This window comes from Sulfurovum aggregans, from assembly GCF_055385215.1.
The window spans coordinates 1,651,808-1,669,995 of record NZ_AP042387.1 but is presented as its reverse complement, the minus strand read 5'-3'; the positions used below and the strand labels follow the sequence as shown (position 1 = coordinate 1,669,995).

The window sequence follows — 18,188 nt, the reverse complement described above, 5'->3', positions numbered from 1 at the left end:
CCGAAAGGCCGGAGTGTTTACTTTTCTTTACGTAAAATTTAATTTTAATTTCTTATCTTCTTCCTTAAGAAATGGCTGGAACAGTTCAAGAAGTATGAATGATCTACTTATCATCCCACAGTGCATGTTTCATCACGTTAATACTTTTTAGATAATTCTCATCTTCTTCAAAAGCAGAAAAATCCGGAAGCAGTGAAAGTTTTTGGTAAAGCGCTTCCTCCGACAATACTTCAAGAGTGATCTTCTCTTTTAGATAAAGTTTTGACAAAAACCATAACATCACAAAACCACTGCTGAGTGGATTTAAATAGTTCTGGCTAAAATATTCGAAATCTCTTTCACCACTTACTTCAAACTCCTCTATGATCACTTCGATCAAACCTTTTAGATGCACGAGCGGTACAGCAGGAAAGATGAGTCTGGCGGCACATTCACCTTTACTGTACTTCCCACCCAGAAAAACTCTGGCAGCTTTTTGTGTCTCTCCGAAAAGATTGGTACGAAGACCCACCAGGCCGATATCTACATGATGATGTCTGCCGCAGCCTTTCAGGCAACCACTGAAACCCACCTGTATATGATGTGCTTCGATCTTCTCTAAAGGCAGATATGCAGTTTCTGCTTTGATATCCCAAAGAGAGAGTGCACAGTAGTGACTTCCCGCACATGCAGTGATATGTGAAGCACCTTTGATACACTTGAAAGGGTTATTCTTCTCCTTAAATCCCAAAAAATAGAGGTTTTGGTTGATTCCGACTCTTATCTCAATGTTCTGCTCCTTTGCGTAGTGGACAACTTTCAGCAGTAAAGCAGCGTCTATTTTACCAAAGCGGCTTTGATAACAGTAACCGAATATCTGCTTTTTAAGTTCCTGAAAATCTGAAAAAGGTGCTTTTCTTATCTGAAACTCACCCTTTTTTACAATCTCTTTCGGATAAAATTCGGCTATTTTTCCCACAAATGCATCCATACCGATTTCTATTAGAAGATGAAAAAGCCGCGTCTTCGACCTGCTTCCCCTCAGCCCATATTTCATATATGCCCTTCCGACTGCTTCAAACATTGCCGGTACTTCAGCAGGTGCTACAAAGATATCTGCATCTTTTGCTACTTCGGAATTCTTTCCTCCAAGATAGAGATTGAATCCCCATACATCTTCTTTACGGGCTAAACCAAAGAAGAGATCATTTCCGAAAAAGTGTACATGACCCAACCCGGTACCGCAGATTGCCGTATTGAATTTTCTGGGGAGCATCCCCATCCACTCTTTCTGTCCCAGAAAAATATTCTGCATCCGGACAATAAGCGGATATACTTCTATTTGACTGTGTTCATCCCTGCCATCATAGGGATCGGTAACGATATTACGAAAATTATCTGTCAGTGTCTGAAGTGTACTGATACCTTCTTCCAGTAAAAGCTCCCACACTTCCAGAATATTTTTGGCATTCAATGCGTGCAACTCTATCTGGCCACGTGCGGTAAGAAGCAGTTCCAAATGATATTTTTGGGTGATTTCTGCAATAAAGAGAAGTTTTTCTGTATCTATTCTCCCTCCTGCAATACGGATACGGAGCATAAATCTTTCAGGCTGAAGTTTGATATTGTAAATACCGTAGTTTCGAAGATAAAAGCGTTCCTCTTCACCTAGATCTGTAAAATCAATTAACTTTAGTTTACTATGAAAATCATAAGGGGAAAAGGACGTTTTTACTCTTTCGATCTTATTTTTTTTCATTTAGAACCTCTAAGGGATCACTGACAGAATCCGTGATTTTTTCTTAGATCGATCGATTTGTCAAACTCAATATTATACTTTCTCAGAATTTCTCTCTGTTTTTCCCGAGCTTCTTGTTTATCGATCACTACTTTCACACCATCCTGATCTTCCAAAACAATATATTGCCCCTGAAAATCTTGTATTTTTTGAAAAAAAGTTTGAAAATCAACAAAAGTCTCCCCGTTGATCTTTTCTATAGGCCACATGGCAAAACTGTTATTCCCTCTACTCATATCTGAAGCCAGGACTTTAAGCAGAACAACCACCTCTTTCTTTTTTTCTGTTGGCCATTGTGATGCAAAATAACTTAAAGTCAGTCTATTGCGATTGGTTGACAAAAGTAGATTTCTGGTCAATGGGGAAAATACATATCCACCCTCGATAAAATAGGTCGGCATTCTGTCATACTGTGTTGTTTTGACCAATAATACATCATCTGCCATATGCGTTAAATTTGCATCTACCTGCATCTTTTTTCTGTTTCGTACAATATCCAGTTTGACACTTTCATGCATCTGATGTTTATCTATATAATAGTTAAAATCTGTATATTCATGGTCTCTAAATGCCACTGTACCGTCATTTTCTATTTTATGTCCATCTATAGCTATAAGGATATCTCCTTCTTGAAGTACCCCCTTTAGAGAAGAGTTATAAACAATATCGTCTACAAGTTTTCCTGTCGTATTTTCATCAAGATGATAGTAGTGTCTTAATGTCGGATTTTCCATATTCTGTGTAGTCAGCCCAAGATCGGCAAACCCGTCATATTTTCCATCTTTCATATCTTCCAGAAAATGTCTCACCATTGAAACAGGTACCAGATATCCTATGTTCTGGGACTTTTGGATAACCTGCATCACTACACCTACTATCTTGCCATCAGAAAGTGCCGGCCCTCCACTGTTGCCGGGATTGACTGCTGCATCGACCTGTATCGCTAAAAATGCTTCTCCACTGTGCGCATAACGATGGTGTTCTATGCGTGAGACAACACCTATGGTTGCAGAAAGTGTACTCCCCCCCATCGGATAACCGTAAACAACGATCTTTTGCTCTATGTTGGGAAGAGAACCGAAAGTCAAAGGCTTTACATTTGAAAAGAATGTCTTATCTTCCACCTTTAGAAGGGCCAGATCCGCCTGATGGGAAACAGAGATCACTTTTGCAATATAGCGTTTTCGTTGTCCGTAGCGTTCTACTTCTATAAAAGTATGGTTGGCTACTACATGTGCATTGGTAAGTATCCTATCCCCTTCTATAATGGCACCCGAACCTGTAGAACGGCGCATGGAACTGTTCCACGGTTCCTGATAGTTCGGTACTTTGGAGACTGTATATATCTTGACTATAGCTTGTTTCGTCAGATCTTCCTGCTGTATATTTGCACTCAGAAAAAGTGTACTTAAACATACCATCAATAATAATTTCATAAACTGTTATCCTTTTATTTTAATACATCAGAAACAATACTTTGAACTTCCCCTGAAGTTCTCTTCAGTCTTAAAGCATTGTTTCAGGACAGACAAATACTTCTGCATCGAAAGATCTGATACCCCGTATTCCAGCCTCTTTTGCCATGAGCCCTGCTTCTTTGGTATTGATAAGATTCTTCTTTTTATCATAAAGTCTGGCTGAACAGACACCACAGCTTGGGCTTCTGTCTTTGCCGATAAACAGATCAATATCCGTATGGTTGTCAAAAAATGCTGAAGCATATTGTTTTATCGGTTCAGACAGATCCTCTCCTGTTTCATTTGAGATAGCCTTTTGTCCCTCTTCCGTCTGTATCAGATCCATCGTAGGACGGGGAGAACCAAAGGCATGATCTTCTGGACAGAAAGGGACAAGCTCACAATTTTCCAACTTTGCTAAAAGTTTCACATTTTTATTGTCTGTCGCATCATAACGACACTTTTCGCCCAACAGACAGGCAGAAATAGCAATTTTTTTCTTTTTCATTTAAAACACGAAGAGGAGCAGATAGACCCATATTCCCGTAAGTGATGTGAGTACAATACCTGTAAAAGTACGTAAACCTGCTTTTTTATGTGATATTGCATGAGAACCGGGCAAAATACCTCCTCTTTTGGCATCTTTTCTTGCATGGAGCAGCGTACTTGTCCATATACCGAGCGTAAGTACCGAGATGATGATATGCACCACCAGTACAATAAATAGATAAGAATGGGAAACATGTGTATTTTGTACAAATGCTTCGTATCCTCCTCCCAAACGTACACCATATTCAAAATATCCTACCACTACTACAGAAACAATAAAGATCGAGGTTTGCATAAACGCATGCAGAGTATAATTTTGCTTTTTGGCAAAGGTAATCGCAATCCCGACCAACAAAGGCAAAACTGCAACGATAAGCGTAACAAAATCCATAAAAAAAGGTGCTCTTGTTCCTAAAAAACCTGCCTGAAACATATAATTCATTTAAAATCCTGATTTATTTTTAATAAAGCTAGCATATCACAATCGACTTAATCTCTGTAAACTCTTCCAGTGCCCACTTAGGGCCTTCTCTTCCCACACCTGAAAGTTTAGAACCTCCATAGGGTTGCACATCAAAACGTAAAGTTGGAATATCATTGATCACCACCCCGCCACACTGTGCATCCTCTATAAAGCTTTGTGTTTGTCGTAAATCATTCGTAAAGATAGAGAACTGTAAGCCGTAAGGAGAGTCATTCATCTTCTCTACAGCAGTTTCATAATCAGGGACAGAAACCAGACTTACAATAGGAGCAAAGACCTCTTCGCAGATGATCTTCATCTCATCAGTCACATCTGCCATCACAGTTGGAGGGAAGATACCCTCTACCTCTTCACCGCCAGCCACCACTTTTGCACCTTCATTTTTAGCTGATGCTATCCATGACTTGGCACGGTGCCTTGATTCATCATCAATGAGCGGTCCCATAAAAGTATCATCCTCGTATGGTGAACCTACTTTAAGTGTTTTAGTCTCCTCTGCAATCAATGCTGAAAACTTCTCATACACCTCTTCATTCACATAGATACGCTGAAGTGAGATACAAACTTGCCCGGAGTTATAAAATGCCCCAAAAGCACAACGTTTTGCAGCCATTTCCAGATCTGCACTTTTGTCAATATACGTTGCGGCATTACCACCCAGTTCAAGACTTACTTTTTTAATCCCTGCCTGTTTTGTAATGATATTTCCAACAGGAACAGAACCGGTGAAACTAATAACTCTTGGGATATTACTCTGTACTAAAGTAGAACCTACTTCAGCATCACCATACACTACAGAAAGTGCATCTTTGACAGCATACTCCGAACTTACAAAAAGTTTAGCCAGCATATAGGCTGTCATCGGTGCTTCAGGAGTCGGTTTAAGAACCACTGCATTCCCTGCTCCAAGTGCCGGTGCTATCTTGTGTGCCACAAGATTCAGAGGGAAATTGAATGGAGTGATACACGCTACGACACCCACCGGTTCACGTCTGTAATATGCCAATGTTTTCTTACCGCTTTGCATAATATCCGTAGGAATGGTTTCTCCATGAAGGTTTGAAAGTTCCATTGCTGTAAGCTTAATGGTCTCCATACATCTATCTACTTCAATACGGGAAAAACTGATCGGTTTAGCCACTTCTTTGGCTAACATCATGGCAAAATCTTCTCTATACTCCTGTAACTTGGCTGCTACATCTTCAAGCCATAAAATACGTTGTGACAATGGTGTTTTTGCTGCAGCTTTTGCTGCCTCTTTAGCGATAGAAAGTGCTTTTTTTGTATCTTCTGCATCACACAGCGGTGCTATACTTACCACAATTCCATTAAAAGGACTGCATCGTTCTACTTTTTCTTCCTTGGTCTCTTCGACAGAACCAAAAAATATCTTTGCTTCTACCTCATTATCAAATGTTCCAAACATGATCCTGCCTTATAATTGAAATTGGTTGATTATAGCAAATTGGTGATAAAGGGGTGTTTTGCAGGAAATTATTTATTCTTTTCTGAATGACAGGAACTGCGAGTACAGTAACTCTTCTTCAATACAAATTTATAAATGATATCTTTTGTCATCAGTGCCAAACAGTACACCCACAAAATATCCATAACAAGATTGGGTTTATATTCAAGACCATAGAGTAGCAAAGGCCAGCCTATAAGGATGATATACTTCATATAATAGAAAAAAAGTACCCCTACTCCATAGATCTCTTTAAAAACTTTCAGCACCTTTAAGCCTGAAAATTTGGTGTGCCGTCTGCCAGATGGCTGTCACCCTCTTTTTTTGCTTCCTGTTCTGCTTCGTAGGCATTCATCTGCATACGCACTTCATTGATCTGTTCCGGGGTTACATTGTCATCACTTGACCAGATCACTTCAACTACACCATCATACTCTTTGCCCATCTCTTCTATCTTGTCTGCATACTCATAGATATCCATACAAAATTCTTGGCTATCCTCTTTCATTGTATCGCTTAGTTCAATATACCATCGTCCCAAAGGACTGTTTTTAATTACTGATTCAATTACTCCTGCCATAAAACTCTCCTAAAATCCAAAATCTTTCTTTTTCAAGTCACCATTATAGACAATATCTCTTGCATCTAAAGTATCATCATTAAGCATTTCAGGAACAGGCCCCTCTGCTTCTAATTTTTTGATCTCTTCATCAAGCTGATCCTCTTGATAGGTCATCATCATATCAGCTGCTATCACATGAGGAAGTTGCTGTATCTTAACGAGTTTTTCTATCTCTTCTTCTACACCCTTGCCTTCAACTGTAACGATGATCTTTCCTTTTTCTTTATCATGAAGATGGTAATCACAAATTTCTGAACTCTTAAAAGTCTCAATCAATCCATCTATATACTCTGGCAATGCTTGTACTACAATACTTGATATATTCATTTTATTCTCCTATTTTAATTTAATTCTTTAAATCCCATACCATGATGGTATTGTCATCACTTGCTGAGAAAATCTTCTTCTCATCTTGGAATATGATCACATTAAGTGTACTCTTTTGCCCTTTAAGCAAAGCTATTTTTGACTTGGATGATGTATTATAAATGGAAATATTGTTCTTTTCATCCATAGCAAATGCGACTTTTGCTGCAGAAGGACTGAGTGCTGTTGCATAAATCAGAAAGCTACCCTTGATATAATCTCCTTTTCCACTCTTTACATCATACAAAGAGCCTCTTTGATCCTGTCCGGCCCCGGAGACCATACCATTTTTAAAATCAACTCTGTAAACATTATCTACATTCTGACCTTTTAGTTCTTTGAGTTTCTTCCCGGTTTGAACTTCTACCACATTCAGTACACCACTCTCACAGGAAAAAACCACTTGACTCTTGTCTTCATTAAGTGCAAAATCGGAAAATTTCGATTCACTCAACTGAACCCTGTAAAGCTCTTTTTTACTTTGAATATCCAAAAGTGAAACTTCATTGCTCAGGTAACCTAAAAGTATATGCGTTTTATCTATAAAACGAGCTTTTATAATCGCTTTTTTATCTTCAGGACCGATAAGCTGTTTGATACTATTGTTCTCATAAAGGAAAAGATTCGCATAACCTCCTTTTCCACTGTCACTAAGTAGGAGATACATACTATCTATCACATCTGTACTCATCACTCTCGCGGGCATTATGTCACCCATGAAATCTTTAACATCCGGGATGGAAATTTCTTTTATCTTTTGCTTTTTGGCAATATCATACACCTCTATATGTCCCATATCTGTAGCGATGATAAGATTATTACCTGCCAAAATCATATCTTTTGCTGTTCCATTGATCTCTATAGATTCAACAGGAGTAAGCGTAGGTACTGCCCAAATCGTAAGGGTCAATAGACATAAGAGGATTAACTTTTTCATATGATCTCTTCCGTCTGATTTAACACAAGAGCAACAATCTGCTCTTCATTAAGTGTTGTTTTTATCCCATAAAGATCCAACTCTGTAGGTAAAAAGTTCTCAAACTCTTCCTTTTCGTTAAGTTTTACCATCAACTCTTGCATTTTTTCTTCACCCAATACCTGTTGAATAGGTTCAGCTACATAAATAACAAAGTTATACTCATCTACTTCAAACTCATACTCTTCTGAGTCAAAATCCTCATAATTCTCATCAACACTTAAAAGGTGTCTTAACTCCAGTTCTTTATCTTCTAATTTTTCAAAAAGTTTTGGATATTTCTCATATAAATTCATTCTTTGTTTTCCTCATTTTTTAATTCAAACACTTCATAACTGATCGCTTGTGTTGGGCATCTTGAAATGCAAAATCCACAAGCTGTGCACTTTTCATCATCGATCACAGGGTTGAACATTCCGTTAAATAAAATAGCATCATCTATGCATGGTTCTTTACAGGAATGACATATGACCCCATGGTGTGCGACACAGGCATCCAGTGAGATACGAAAAACGGCATTAAGATAGGAAGCGGTCTCTTCATGTACCAAAGAGAGTACTCCCTCTTCACAGGCATTGGCACACTCATCACAGAATGTACACCCGTTTTGCTTAAAAGTAAGTGCAGGCGTACCATCATCAGCTATAAAAATAATCTTCTCATCACAAGAAGTGACACAACTCTTACTTTCGCATGAGGGACACTTGTTCTGAAAAAGAGATTCAGACTCTCCATAAGGCGGTCTCACTAAGAGGAGGGACTCCTCTTTAGTTTGATTTAATGGTTTTGTAAAAGATTTAAAAAAATCCCTTCTGCTTGCCACTATTGTACACCTTCATTCATCGCATCTGCCAAGCTTGAGTGTGATTTCATTTCATTACCTTCACCAAAATCAGGTGTAAACGTATTTCCTACGACTGTATCGATCTTTGCTTGCGGTGCATGACACTGAGAACAGTTGAATCTACCTTGGTAGAGTTTATCAGACTTTTTAGCTTTTGCTATAACGATATCTGAAGTATTACCCATTTTTTCATTCATACCAACTTTTTGACCCTCTTTAACCAACTCACCATTCTTAAGTACCGTTTCCGGTCTGTAGTTCGTAAAGTGAGATACCGGGATCGGTGTTGCTTTCACAGCCGCAGCCACTTCAGGCATATGACATCCAAGACACTGGTTGTTGTTTTGTTTAATAGGGAGCAATCCTTCTACTGAGTGAGGGATCATTGGTGGTGCATTGACATATGCTCTCTCAAATTTTGTAGAACTTCCTGGAGCAGGTCTACTAAAGTCTGCCTGCACACCTACTGTATCCTTTGCTTCACTGTAAAGGTCTGTTTTTCTAAGCCCCAGAGCCTCTTCAGTCACTACTTTTTTATTACCCAGATCTTCTTTCTTGATCCTTGCAGTATCACATGCTTTTACATTGATATCAATAACCTTTGATTCTGCTACTGCCGCAGCTGCCGCATGAGCTGTTGCCTTATCTGTCGCGACACCTGCTCCGCCTTTGATAGATGCTGCGATAGATTCCATATCTGCATCAGACAAATTAGCAACCTGTCCTTTCATCAATCCTTTCATTGCACCACCGTAAGTACCTTTTTTATAGCCTTTAAGTGCCACAAGGATATCTGCTTTACTCATATCTTTTACGACTTTGGATTTACCCATTGCCACTTTTTCAAAATGCTGCCCGTGGCACCCTGCACATGCAGCTGTACTCGCTGCATAAAGTGCTGAGGATGCAAGCAGTGAACCTAGTGCAATTACCTTTATAACTTTTGTCATTTCTTCTCCTTTTTTTATTATATCTTCTTCTTGAAGATGAACACGTCTATCTTCAATTCATCTCTCTAACTTACTTAGCTTTCGCTCAAAAATTTTACTTTTTTGTAAAACTTCTAATACTGAATCTTAAAGCATCATCATCACAGACATCAATACAGCGACCACAGTTGGTACACTCTCCATCCGTCACCATAATACTTTCTTTGTTTACCATATGCAATACATGATTCTCCGGACAAACTACTTTACATTTCATACAGTTTGTACAAGCTTCATGATCATGATCTACCCTGATAAAACTTGCTTTACCGATGAGGGAATAGCTTGCTCCCAAAGGACATAAATGTCCACACCAACCATTTTTAACCCCGAAAAGGTCAAAAAGGAATATCGCAGCGATTACTGAGATCCCTGCACCAAAACCAAAGATAATTCCTCTTTGCATAATGGTGATAGGGCTCAACACTTCAAACGCAGCAACACCCACTACAGCAGAGACAATAAGACCCAATACCATGATCCAGTAGCGTGCTCTCCTTTTAAGAAAACGGTAGTTCACTTCCTCTTTATCTAAATTGAGTTTGCGTCTAAGCCAATTGGCCAAGTCTGTCACCATGTTAATAGGACACACCCAGCTGCAAAAAGCTCTTCCACCAACCACAAAATAGAAAAGTGTAATGATCAACGCCCCTAAAAGCACATCTGCCCCTAAAACAAACCCTGTTGCAAGTACTTGCAGAGTTGTATAAGGGTCAGCCAATGGAATGATACCAAAGAGAAGAGAGGAACCAAAAGTACCTTCTAAAATATGCCATCCATAAGCATTGGCACCAAAGTAAAGCACTAAAAGTGTGATCTGGGTTACCCTTCTAAGGAGTAGATACTTCATGTTTTTCATTAGTACTCTACCTCCATATTTAGATAATCAGCAGCCTCTTTTTCACTTCGTTCATTCTTGGTCTTTATCTCTTTGGCTTCTCTCACACGTTCCTGGTCTTTTTTATCCCAGCCTTTTACATAGTGTGAACCTGCTCTTCCTGTAGAATGCTCTATAGGAAGTACAAAGATAGCAGGTTTTTCTGTTACACACGCTTTTTCACAAAGTCCACACCCTGTACAAACATCAGAGTGAACAATAGGAAGTAAAAATGCATGTTTTCCTGTTCGTTCATTTTTTTGATACTCCAAAGTGATCGCTTCATCCAAAAGAGGACACGCTCTGTAGCAAGCATCGCACTGTATGCCCCAAAAGGCGATACAAGACTCTTTATGTACAACTGCCAAGCCCATACGTGCTTTGTTGATATCAAGCTCCTCTTTTTCATTAAGAAGACTTGGCATATCTAAAGCACCTGATGGACAAACAGGCACACATGGAATATCATCACACATATAACACGGAACATCAATAGGCGTAAAGAACGGTGTTCCGATCATACGGTGATCGCCACCCTTTGCCATTTGAAGTGTTCCGGGTCTCTTGCTGCCGTCTTTGTTTTTATTGCTGTCACGATTAACACATGCCTCAGCACAAAGCCCACATTTGATGCATGCTTTGAGAAAATCTTCCTCCGGCAGTGCACCCGGCGGTCTAAGTACCAATGGTGATGCTTTGACTTCATCACTATAGCCACTCCACAACAATCCACCAAGAGCCGTGAGGCCTACACTTTGAAGGGTTGTCGCCATGAACTTTCGTCTATTGTTGTTGGAGTTTGCCATCTAGTTACGCCTTATAGATCTTAACTGCACACTTCTTGTAGTCTGTCTGTTTAGACATCGGACAAGTAGCATCGAGACATACTTTGTTGATAAATACTTTTTCATCAAACCAAGGTACAAATACCAAGCCTTGAGCAGGTCTGTTTCTACCTCTGGTCTCAACTCTTGCTTTGACTTTGCCTCTTCTTGATTCTACCCAACAGAGTTCACCTCTTTTGAGACCTTTTGCTTTTGCATCTGCCGGATGCATATAACAAAGTGCTTCAGGAACCGCTCTAAATAGCTCAGGAACTCTCATCGTCATCGTACCACTATGCCAATGTTCAAGTACACGACCTGTACATAACCAGGTATCATAATTTGCATCTGGCATTTCCGGTGGATCCATGTAAGGTCTAGCAAAGATCTTCGCTTTGTTTTTCAATGCTTTTTTACCTAGTTTTTTATCCGGACCGGTCAAGGTACCTTGGAGAAGGTTTTTCGCCAATGGACCATAGAATGCATGTGTACTTCCGCTACCGGATGCTTTCACTGCTTTTGCTGCATACGGATCGTATTTTACATTAAATCTCCACTGCGTCTCTTTACCGTCAACTACAGGCCACTTAAGTCCTCTTACTTTGTGATACACTTCAAATGGTGCCAAGTCATGTCCATGACCTCTACCAAAGAATGCATACTCTTCAAAGAGGTATTCATGGATCATAAATCCATACCCTTTAAAGACTTTTCCGTCTGAACCTTTCACATTTCTGCTGTCACCTATACACTCTGAATTGTCATAGCCTTTTTGAGGGAACTTGGTTAAATCAACTTTATACTTTTTAGCTCTGTCATTTGCATATAAAATCTCATACATAGTTGTATTTTCATTGTAACCCATTTTCTTAGCATCAGCAATAACATTTGGAAGTTTTTTACCATTTCTAAGTGTGTACTCTCCCCAAAGATCTTTAACTGTAAATCTTTTAGAGAACTCAATCCACTGCCATGTATCTGACATAGCATCACCTACAGGAAGTACTTGTTGTCTCCAGTGTTGTGTTCTTCTCTCTGCATTTCCGTATGCACCCCATTTTTCATAGATCATCGCTGATGGCAGTACAAGGTCTGATACTTTTGCTGAGATACCTGGGTAGCCATCTGAAGTTACAATGAAGTTATCCATCTCTCTTGCAGCCTTGATCCAATGAGAAGCACTCGCAGAATCTTGGTAAGCGTTACATACATTGACCCATGCAAACTTCACTACACCATCTTCAATATCTCTATGGATCTTCATAATGTGCTGATTTCCTACCGGATTCAGTGTACCTGCCGGAACTTTCCATTTTTTCTCAACGATTGCTCTATGCTTAGGGTTTTTCACCATCATATCTGCTGGAAGTCTGTGACAGAATGTACCTACTTCTCTAGCTGTACCACATGCAGATGGCTGTCCTGTAAGTGAGAACGCTCCATTTCCTGGAAGTGCTTGTTTGTTAAGCAGGAAGTGAACATTGTAAGAGAGTGTATTTACCCAAGTACCTCTAGTGTGTTGGTTCATACCCATTGTCCAGAATGAAACTACTTTTCTTCCTTTTTCAATATAAAGATCGGCTAAACCTTGAAGTTTTTTCTTAAACTCTTCAATATCCTCATTTGGATCACCTTTAGCGATCTTGGCTACATAGTCAAGTGTGAATGGTGCAAGAGATTTTTTGTACTCTTCAAATGAGATGTGCCAGTGCTTGAGTGTACCAGGAGTGTGTTTCATCTTGTCACCCTCTTTATACCCGTATGGTTCAAGTGCCGGTGCTTCTTTAGCTGAAACTGTTGTTTCCATCTCTTTACTGATAGTTTCCATCTCAAGTTTAGTATATTTACCGTCTTTAAGTGATTTCTCACCTGCTCTTCTCATACCGTAACCGATGTTTACCGGTCCTGCTGTAAAGACGATGTTCTTTTTAATGAAATCCCAATCAATAGCTTCTGGATGATTATAAACGATCTCATGAGCGACATAGTTCCAGATAGCAAGGTCTGTACTTGGGGAGAAGATAATGTTGATATCACCAATATCACACGTTCTATGTGTATAGGTTTGGATGTTAACAATTTTTACTTTATCTGGATTTGAGAGTTTTCTATCTGATACTCTTGACCAGAGGATTGGGTGCATTTCTGCCATATTTGAACCCCAAGTAACGATCGTATCTGTAATCTCGATATCATCATAACAACCTGATGGCTCATCCACACCAAACGTTTGGTAGAAACCAACAACCGCAGATGCCATACAGTGTCTAGCATTTGGATCGATAGCGTTTGATCTGAATCCACCCTTCATCATTTTCTGAGCTGCATACCCTTCCATAACGGTATATTGACCCGATGCAAATACTGCTACACCTTCAGGACCACTTGCCTTAAGTGCTTTTTTAGCATGTTTTTCCATCTCATCGAAAGCTCTTTCCCAACTTACAGGTTTAAATTTACCGTGTTTATCGAACTCACCTTTGTCATTCATTCTTAGAAGTGGTGTTTTAAGTCTATCCGCACCATACATGATCTTCGCATTAAAGTAACCCTTAATACAGTTAAGACCTCTGTTTACCGGTGCTGCAGGGTCACCCTTAACCGCTACGATCTTACCACCTTTGGTTGCAAGCATGATACCACAACCCGTACCACAGAAACGACAAGCTGCTTTATCCCATCTCCACTCTTTCTGTGCATCAGTTGCTGCTGCATTCAGACTAGATGGAACAGCAATTCCCACTGCACTAGCTGCAGATGCTGCCGCTGCACTTTTAAGAAATTCTCTTCTATTTAAAGCCATATTACTTCCTCCGTAAATTAATTTTTTTAGTTATACCATATATAACAACGTATATAGTTTAGCATAGGGAGGTCAATATAAAAGATGATTTAGATCAAGAAAAGTGAATAATGTTATAAATCGAACAAATGGGTAACAGTTTAATTTGGAGTAAAAATGTCTTAGATAAATTATAAAAATGAAGTAAAAAATATAATTAAATTTTGTTGATGAAAATAGGAGTTTAAAACTCCCATTTAATATATGCTGACGAGATTTTACATCCCGCCCAAAGCTTTTTTTACATTGTCATCTGCCATAGAAATATTCCAAGCAGGTTCCCACACCACTTCTACTTCAACCATACCTACATCTTCTATACGTTCTACTGCTTCACGTACCCATTGTGTGATCATCTGGTGTAGAGGGCATCCCTGTGTAGAGAGTGTCATTACTACATGCACATTACACTTTTCATCTATGATTGCATCATAAATCAGTCCCATTTCAACCAGGTTAAAGCCCACTTCAGGATCGATCACTGTACTGATCGCATCAAATACATTCTCTTTTGAAATACTACACATTTTTGTTTCCTTATTATTTTAGAATTTAACTCTTTATACTATTTGTAGGTAGGACTGAAGTCTCCACTTCCTTATTTACTCTCCATAAGCCAACATTTTCTTCATCGTAATATAGAGGAAAATAGCTCCTGTCAATAAGAAGCTAGCTCCTGCTTTAAACAAAATATCACTTTCAAAAAGCAGTCCAAACCCACTAAACATCACACCTGCTGATGTAAACCCAAACATCATGCTCGCACCCTCTTTGGAGTACATCTCATGAAGCATCGGTACTTTCTCTTTACCAACCAGTGGAGCAAAGCGTTCAAACCATACTAAGAAAGGAACGATCTTATAGAGATGGCCTGTGATAAATGAGGAAACAAACCCCAAAAGCAAAAACCATACTGAAGCATGTAGAACAGTTTGCTTATCTGTAAAAAAATAGAGTAGTGCCAACACTATAGAGAGTATGAGTGTTACAAAAGCAAAGATCATTGATTTTGCCCAAACATCCAACTCTTTACGTACGGTGAGTTTAGCGATGATATAAATCTGCCAAATATAGAAAAATATCCCGACGAAACTCACGGTATACCCTAATCCCATAAGCCATTCCAAGTCCAAAAGTGCACCTGCAAAAACCATAGGTACTGCACTTATAACCAACTTAAATGCTCTCTTCACTGCTGTTTCATCAAAACCATGTGCGAGTGAAAACATCGGTATGAGCGTTAAAGACAATCCCATAATAGTTAGTACCACATATCCACCAAGCACAGCATAAACATGGGCTTTGAGCATCAGAGAAACATTGATACCCAAATCACCACTCAAGCCCAAAGCAAGTGCAAAACCTGTGAGGATACCCAATAACAGATATCCGTTACTCCATAAAACAGTATCTACCGTAAGTGTTTTGAGCTTCGTATTTTTGAGCGTAGCCATATTCTCAAAGGCAAAGACAATCATAGATGTAAGTACCAATAATCCACCATAAGGGAGAAGTGTAGGCATTAACCAAAAACCAAAAACCATCACCACTGTACCTAATCCCAATAGAGGCAATATAACATAGTAAACATCTACAACCACATGCCCTACTTCAAGTACCACAGGAATAAGCTGTGCCATAGCTCCAAAAATAATCATCATTACGAAGCCTAACAAAAAGAGGTGAATCCATCCTGCTACATCCATCTGTTGATAACTAAAGGTTGGTTTGAAAAAAAGTAGTGCCAGCATTGAAAGAAGATAAAAGATCACCCCGAATCGGAAGAAAGGGGCAATAAGGTTAAGAGGTGGTGCAAAATCTCTAGAGATCGGATTCATCAACTATCAACCATCACAAGAGTTTTGGCTAAGGTCAGCTTTTTCACTCTCTCCTGCTTTATAAGAAAAAGTAAGTTTTACACGACCATCTTCAAGATCTTCGCTTTCCACATCATAATTATCATCGATCTTAGCAAGTAATCCACCCGGGGATTTATGATTGATCATCACCAGCTTTTTATTGGAACCATCGACAAGCTTTAATCCTGCCATGGCATTAACCATCGGATCCGGCGGTCCACATTTTGAAGTATCAAACTCAAAAACTTGATTTTCTCCTAATGTATACGTAAAAAATGGGACCGTTGCCCCGGCTACTTCTATGGCTTCTTTGTTTAACTCAGACATATTCTCTCCTATTTAATTTTTATTATTGTAATGACTTATGTTTAAGATAAACTTGACTTATATCAAGATTATATTAAATTGTGTCAAAAATTTACTTCCGTTGTCCTGAATTAAGTTCAGAATGATGTTATTACGATTTAAAATGTTTTCTAAAATACTCCTCAACCAATGTATCAAAATACTTCATGCGCTCTTTACCTTTAGGTATAGTGGAACGTAAAGACTTCATCTTTTCTAGAAACTCCCCAACACTGTCCGGAATGATCTTTTCAAAATGTCGGCGTATCTGCTTTGCAAATGCAGGGGACGCACCTCCTGTAGAGAAAGCAATGGTCAGATCACCTTTCTGTATATATGAAGGAAAAATAAAATCACAGTAGTCTGTATTGTCCACACTGTTGACCAAAATCCTGCTTCCTCTTGACTCTTCGTAAATCGCTTTATGAAGTTCTACGGTGTCTGTTGCAACAATGACGATATCAAAACCTTCTATATCTCCTACCTTGTAAGCTCTTTGGTAAAGCGTTAAAGAGTGTTCTTTGATAAGCATATGAGCTTCAGAACTTACTTCGCTCGCAATCACAGTAATCTCTTTGGTAAAATCAAGCAGTTTTTCAAGTTTTTCAGTAGCAATAAACCCACCGCCAACCACTAAAACTTTGAGATTTTGCATATCCATATACATGGGAAAAAAAGACATTCTGTTCCTTTATGTCGATTGTTAGATTTAATATAACAAAAGTTTAACATAATAGCTTTGATATGTATCAATCTTTGATAAACTATGATTAACTATAATCTAGAATCACTAAACTTCTTTCAAAACGGAGTCAAAAAATAAATCGTTTAGAAAGAAGTCTACTATATTTAACTGGAGCTATACTATATGGAAAACGAACTACTCTTTCAAATGCAAAATGCCTTTCCTATGACACAAAGACCTTTTAAAATTTTAGCCAAAGAACTGGACACCACAGAAGATGAAATACTCTCTGCCGTACAAAAACTCAAGGATGAAAAAATCATCCGACAAACTTCTGCTATCTTTGATACTAAAAGATTAGGCTACAAATCCTCATTGATTGCATTTAAAGTGCCTGAAGACAAAGTAGATCAAGCAGCCGATATCATCAACCAACATCCAGGGGTGAGCCATAACTACTTACGTAACCATGACTATAACATCTGGTTTACGATGGCTGTAGCTCCAGACTCCAAGCTTGGACTGGAAAAAACCATTAATATACTCAAAGAAAGAACAGGTGCCGAGGATGCCATTACACTGCCTACACTTAAGATGTTCAAGATCTCCGTAAAGATGGATACCACTGGTAAAAGAGCTAAAAAAGAGAAAGTCAAAAAGGTAGCCCATAAAGAGATAGAACTTACTCCTTTACATATCTCTGTAATTAAAGAGTTACAAAAAGATATAGATATAACTCCAGAACCATTTAAGGCAGCAACTGAAAAATTGGAACTCTCTTATGAACAGTTTTTTGAGATAGCCAACACACTTAAAGAGAGCGGTGTCATGCGCCGTTTCGCAACTATCTTAAACCACAGAAAAGCCGGGTTTGGTGCCAATGCGATGAGTGTTTGGGCTGTACCGGAAGATAAAGGTGAAGAGATAGGTCAAGAAATGGCAAGCTTCTCGGCTGTAAGCCACTGCTACCTTAGACCAAGCTACCCTAACTGGCCCTATAATCTCTTTGCCATGGTGCATGCCAAAACCCAGGAAGAGTGTGATACCCTCATCGAAGAGATGGCAAAAGAGAGCGGTTTGACAGAGTATGGAAAACTTTACTCTACTGTAGAATTTAAAAAACAAAGACTGGTTTATTTTAATGATGCGTTTGAAGTGTGGGAAGAGCAGGTAGCAGGTAAAATTTTGCAGCTTTTGTCTTAACTGCTCCTTTCTCCCTGCTAAATG

Annotated in this window: 20 protein-coding genes; 1 reads left to right on the top strand and 19 read right to left on the bottom strand. The window is 39.0% G+C overall.

All coding sequences use genetic code 11. The annotated features are described in order from the left end of the window. Positions 1–103 precede the first annotated feature (103 nt). From ACZ48W_RS08555 to ACZ48W_RS08465, 19 genes are all read right to left on the bottom strand, one after another. Positions 104–1,738 carry a nitrite/sulfite reductase gene (locus tag ACZ48W_RS08555; protein ID WP_464827937.1) on the bottom strand — a complete coding sequence of 545 codons (1,635 nt, stop codon included), beginning with the start codon at positions 1,736–1,738 and terminating at the stop codon, positions 104–106. A 17-nt stretch (positions 1,739–1,755) separates the two neighbouring features. Continuing rightward, complete coding sequence (locus ACZ48W_RS08550; protein WP_464827935.1) at positions 1,756–3,213, bottom strand: S1C family serine protease; 1,458 nt, start codon at positions 3,211–3,213, stop codon at positions 1,756–1,758. 70 nt (positions 3,214–3,283) lie between these two features. Beyond that, positions 3,284–3,742 (bottom strand): 2-thiouracil desulfurase family protein, encoded by a 459-nt coding sequence (locus ACZ48W_RS08545; RefSeq protein WP_464827934.1) that lies wholly within the window; start codon positions 3,740–3,742, stop codon positions 3,284–3,286. Next, entirely contained in the window at positions 3,743–4,225 is a 483-nt protein-coding gene (locus tag ACZ48W_RS08540; protein WP_464827933.1) for a DUF420 domain-containing protein, read from the bottom strand. A 28-nt stretch (positions 4,226–4,253) separates the two neighbouring features. Then, positions 4,254–5,693 carry an aldehyde dehydrogenase family protein gene (locus tag ACZ48W_RS08535; protein WP_464827932.1) on the bottom strand — a complete coding sequence of 480 codons (1,440 nt, stop codon included), beginning with the start codon at positions 5,691–5,693 and terminating at the stop codon, positions 4,254–4,256. A 68-nt stretch (positions 5,694–5,761) separates the two neighbouring features. After that, positions 5,762–6,001 (bottom strand): hypothetical protein, encoded by a 240-nt coding sequence (locus tag ACZ48W_RS08530; RefSeq protein ID WP_464827930.1) that lies wholly within the window; start codon positions 5,999–6,001, stop codon positions 5,762–5,764. Positions 6,002–6,003: 2 nt separating this feature from the next. Continuing rightward, positions 6,004–6,312, bottom strand: a complete 309-nt coding sequence (locus ACZ48W_RS08525; protein ID WP_464827929.1) for a hypothetical protein — start codon at positions 6,310–6,312, stop codon at positions 6,004–6,006. A gap of 9 nt (positions 6,313–6,321) precedes the next feature. Further along, a complete protein-coding gene (locus ACZ48W_RS08520; protein ID WP_464827928.1) occupies positions 6,322–6,681 on the bottom strand; it encodes a chaperone NapD in 360 nt (119 codons plus the stop codon). Positions 6,682–6,700: 19 nt separating this feature from the next. Then, positions 6,701–7,657 carry a WD40 repeat domain-containing protein gene (locus ACZ48W_RS08515; RefSeq protein WP_464827927.1) on the bottom strand — a complete coding sequence of 319 codons (957 nt, stop codon included), beginning with the start codon at positions 7,655–7,657 and terminating at the stop codon, positions 6,701–6,703. Beyond that, positions 7,654–7,992, bottom strand: a complete 339-nt coding sequence (locus tag ACZ48W_RS08510) for a hypothetical protein (RefSeq protein WP_464827926.1) — start codon at positions 7,990–7,992, stop codon at positions 7,654–7,656. The genes ACZ48W_RS08515 and ACZ48W_RS08510 overlap by 4 nt, the downstream gene beginning before the upstream one ends. Then, positions 7,989–8,444 carry a ferredoxin-type protein NapF gene (locus tag ACZ48W_RS08505; RefSeq protein WP_464827925.1) on the bottom strand — a complete coding sequence of 152 codons (456 nt, stop codon included), beginning with the start codon at positions 8,442–8,444 and terminating at the stop codon, positions 7,989–7,991. The genes ACZ48W_RS08510 and ACZ48W_RS08505 overlap by 4 nt, the downstream gene beginning before the upstream one ends. A 74-nt stretch (positions 8,445–8,518) precedes the next feature. After that, positions 8,519–9,490 carry a nitrate reductase cytochrome c-type subunit gene (locus ACZ48W_RS08500; RefSeq protein WP_464827924.1) on the bottom strand — a complete coding sequence of 324 codons (972 nt, stop codon included), beginning with the start codon at positions 9,488–9,490 and terminating at the stop codon, positions 8,519–8,521. 94 nt (positions 9,491–9,584) lie between these two features. Next, positions 9,585–10,388, bottom strand: coding sequence for a quinol dehydrogenase ferredoxin subunit NapH (napH, locus tag ACZ48W_RS08495; protein WP_464827923.1), 804 nt, complete (start codon positions 10,386–10,388; stop codon positions 9,585–9,587). After that, positions 10,388–11,212 carry a ferredoxin-type protein NapG gene (gene napG, locus ACZ48W_RS08490; protein ID WP_464827922.1) on the bottom strand — a complete coding sequence of 275 codons (825 nt, stop codon included), beginning with the start codon at positions 11,210–11,212 and terminating at the stop codon, positions 10,388–10,390. The genes napH and napG overlap by 1 nt, the downstream gene beginning before the upstream one ends. A 4-nt stretch (positions 11,213–11,216) precedes the next feature. Continuing rightward, positions 11,217–14,033 carry a nitrate reductase catalytic subunit NapA gene (gene napA, locus ACZ48W_RS08485; RefSeq protein ID WP_464827921.1) on the bottom strand — a complete coding sequence of 939 codons (2,817 nt, stop codon included), beginning with the start codon at positions 14,031–14,033 and terminating at the stop codon, positions 11,217–11,219. A 257-nt stretch (positions 14,034–14,290) separates the two neighbouring features. After that, the gene (locus ACZ48W_RS08480) at positions 14,291–14,599 is read right to left on the bottom strand and encodes a metal-sulfur cluster assembly factor (protein ID WP_464827920.1); all 309 of its coding nucleotides are present in this window, start codon (positions 14,597–14,599) and stop codon (positions 14,291–14,293) included. 75 nt (positions 14,600–14,674) lie between these two features. Then, positions 14,675–15,910 carry a hypothetical protein gene (locus ACZ48W_RS08475; protein WP_464827918.1) on the bottom strand — a complete coding sequence of 412 codons (1,236 nt, stop codon included), beginning with the start codon at positions 15,908–15,910 and terminating at the stop codon, positions 14,675–14,677. A gap of 6 nt (positions 15,911–15,916) precedes the next feature. Further along, positions 15,917–16,258, bottom strand: coding sequence for a hypothetical protein (locus tag ACZ48W_RS08470; protein WP_464827917.1), 342 nt, complete (start codon positions 16,256–16,258; stop codon positions 15,917–15,919). Positions 16,259–16,388: 130 nt separating this feature from the next. Next, a complete protein-coding gene (locus tag ACZ48W_RS08465) occupies positions 16,389–16,958 on the bottom strand; it encodes a precorrin-2 dehydrogenase/sirohydrochlorin ferrochelatase family protein (RefSeq protein ID WP_464827915.1) in 570 nt (189 codons plus the stop codon). A gap of 186 nt (positions 16,959–17,144) precedes the next feature. On the opposite strand from ACZ48W_RS08465, the gene ahbA reads away from it, so the two are divergent. After that, positions 17,145–18,164, top strand: coding sequence for a siroheme decarboxylase subunit alpha (gene ahbA, locus ACZ48W_RS08460; RefSeq protein ID WP_464827914.1), 1,020 nt, complete (start codon positions 17,145–17,147; stop codon positions 18,162–18,164). Positions 18,165–18,188 lie beyond the last annotated feature (24 nt).

Bases quoted from the DNA above. Each gene is read 5' to 3' on its own strand.
- ACZ48W_RS08545 (WP_464827934.1), bottom strand. From the start codon at position 3,742: ATGAAAAAGAAAAAAATTGCTATTTCTGCCTGTCTGTTGGGCGAAAAG.
- ACZ48W_RS08515 (WP_464827927.1), bottom strand. From the start codon at position 7,657: ATGAAAAAGTTAATCCTCTTATGTCTATTGACCCTTACGATTTGGGCA.
- ACZ48W_RS08520 (WP_464827928.1), bottom strand. From the start codon at position 6,681: ATGAATATATCAAGTATTGTAGTACAAGCATTGCCAGAGTATATAGAT.
- ACZ48W_RS08480 (WP_464827920.1), bottom strand. From the start codon at position 14,599: ATGTGTAGTATTTCAAAAGAGAATGTATTTGATGCGATCAGTACAGTG.
- ACZ48W_RS08525 (WP_464827929.1), bottom strand. From the start codon at position 6,312: ATGGCAGGAGTAATTGAATCAGTAATTAAAAACAGTCCTTTGGGACGA.
- ACZ48W_RS08510 (WP_464827926.1), bottom strand. From the start codon at position 7,992: ATGAATTTATATGAGAAATATCCAAAACTTTTTGAAAAATTAGAAGAT.
- napG (WP_464827922.1), bottom strand. From the start codon at position 11,212: ATGGCAAACTCCAACAACAATAGACGAAAGTTCATGGCGACAACCCTT.
- ACZ48W_RS08550 (WP_464827935.1), bottom strand. From the start codon at position 3,213: ATGAAATTATTATTGATGGTATGTTTAAGTACACTTTTTCTGAGTGCA.
- ACZ48W_RS08500 (WP_464827924.1), bottom strand. From the start codon at position 9,490: ATGACAAAAGTTATAAAGGTAATTGCACTAGGTTCACTGCTTGCATCC.
- ACZ48W_RS08535 (WP_464827932.1), bottom strand. From the start codon at position 5,693: ATGTTTGGAACATTTGATAATGAGGTAGAAGCAAAGATATTTTTTGGT.
- napA (WP_464827921.1), bottom strand. From the start codon at position 14,033: ATGGCTTTAAATAGAAGAGAATTTCTTAAAAGTGCAGCGGCAGCATCT.
- napH (WP_464827923.1), bottom strand. From the start codon at position 10,388: ATGAAAAACATGAAGTATCTACTCCTTAGAAGGGTAACCCAGATCACA.
- ACZ48W_RS08470 (WP_464827917.1), bottom strand. From the start codon at position 16,258: ATGTCTGAGTTAAACAAAGAAGCCATAGAAGTAGCCGGGGCAACGGTC.
- ACZ48W_RS08540 (WP_464827933.1), bottom strand. From the start codon at position 4,225: ATGAATTATATGTTTCAGGCAGGTTTTTTAGGAACAAGAGCACCTTTT.
- ahbA (WP_464827914.1), top strand. From the start codon at position 17,145: ATGGAAAACGAACTACTCTTTCAAATGCAAAATGCCTTTCCTATGACA.
- ACZ48W_RS08555 (WP_464827937.1), bottom strand. From the start codon at position 1,738: ATGAAAAAAAATAAGATCGAAAGAGTAAAAACGTCCTTTTCCCCTTAT.
- ACZ48W_RS08475 (WP_464827918.1), bottom strand. From the start codon at position 15,910: ATGAATCCGATCTCTAGAGATTTTGCACCACCTCTTAACCTTATTGCC.
- ACZ48W_RS08465 (WP_464827915.1), bottom strand. From the start codon at position 16,958: ATGTCTTTTTTTCCCATGTATATGGATATGCAAAATCTCAAAGTTTTA.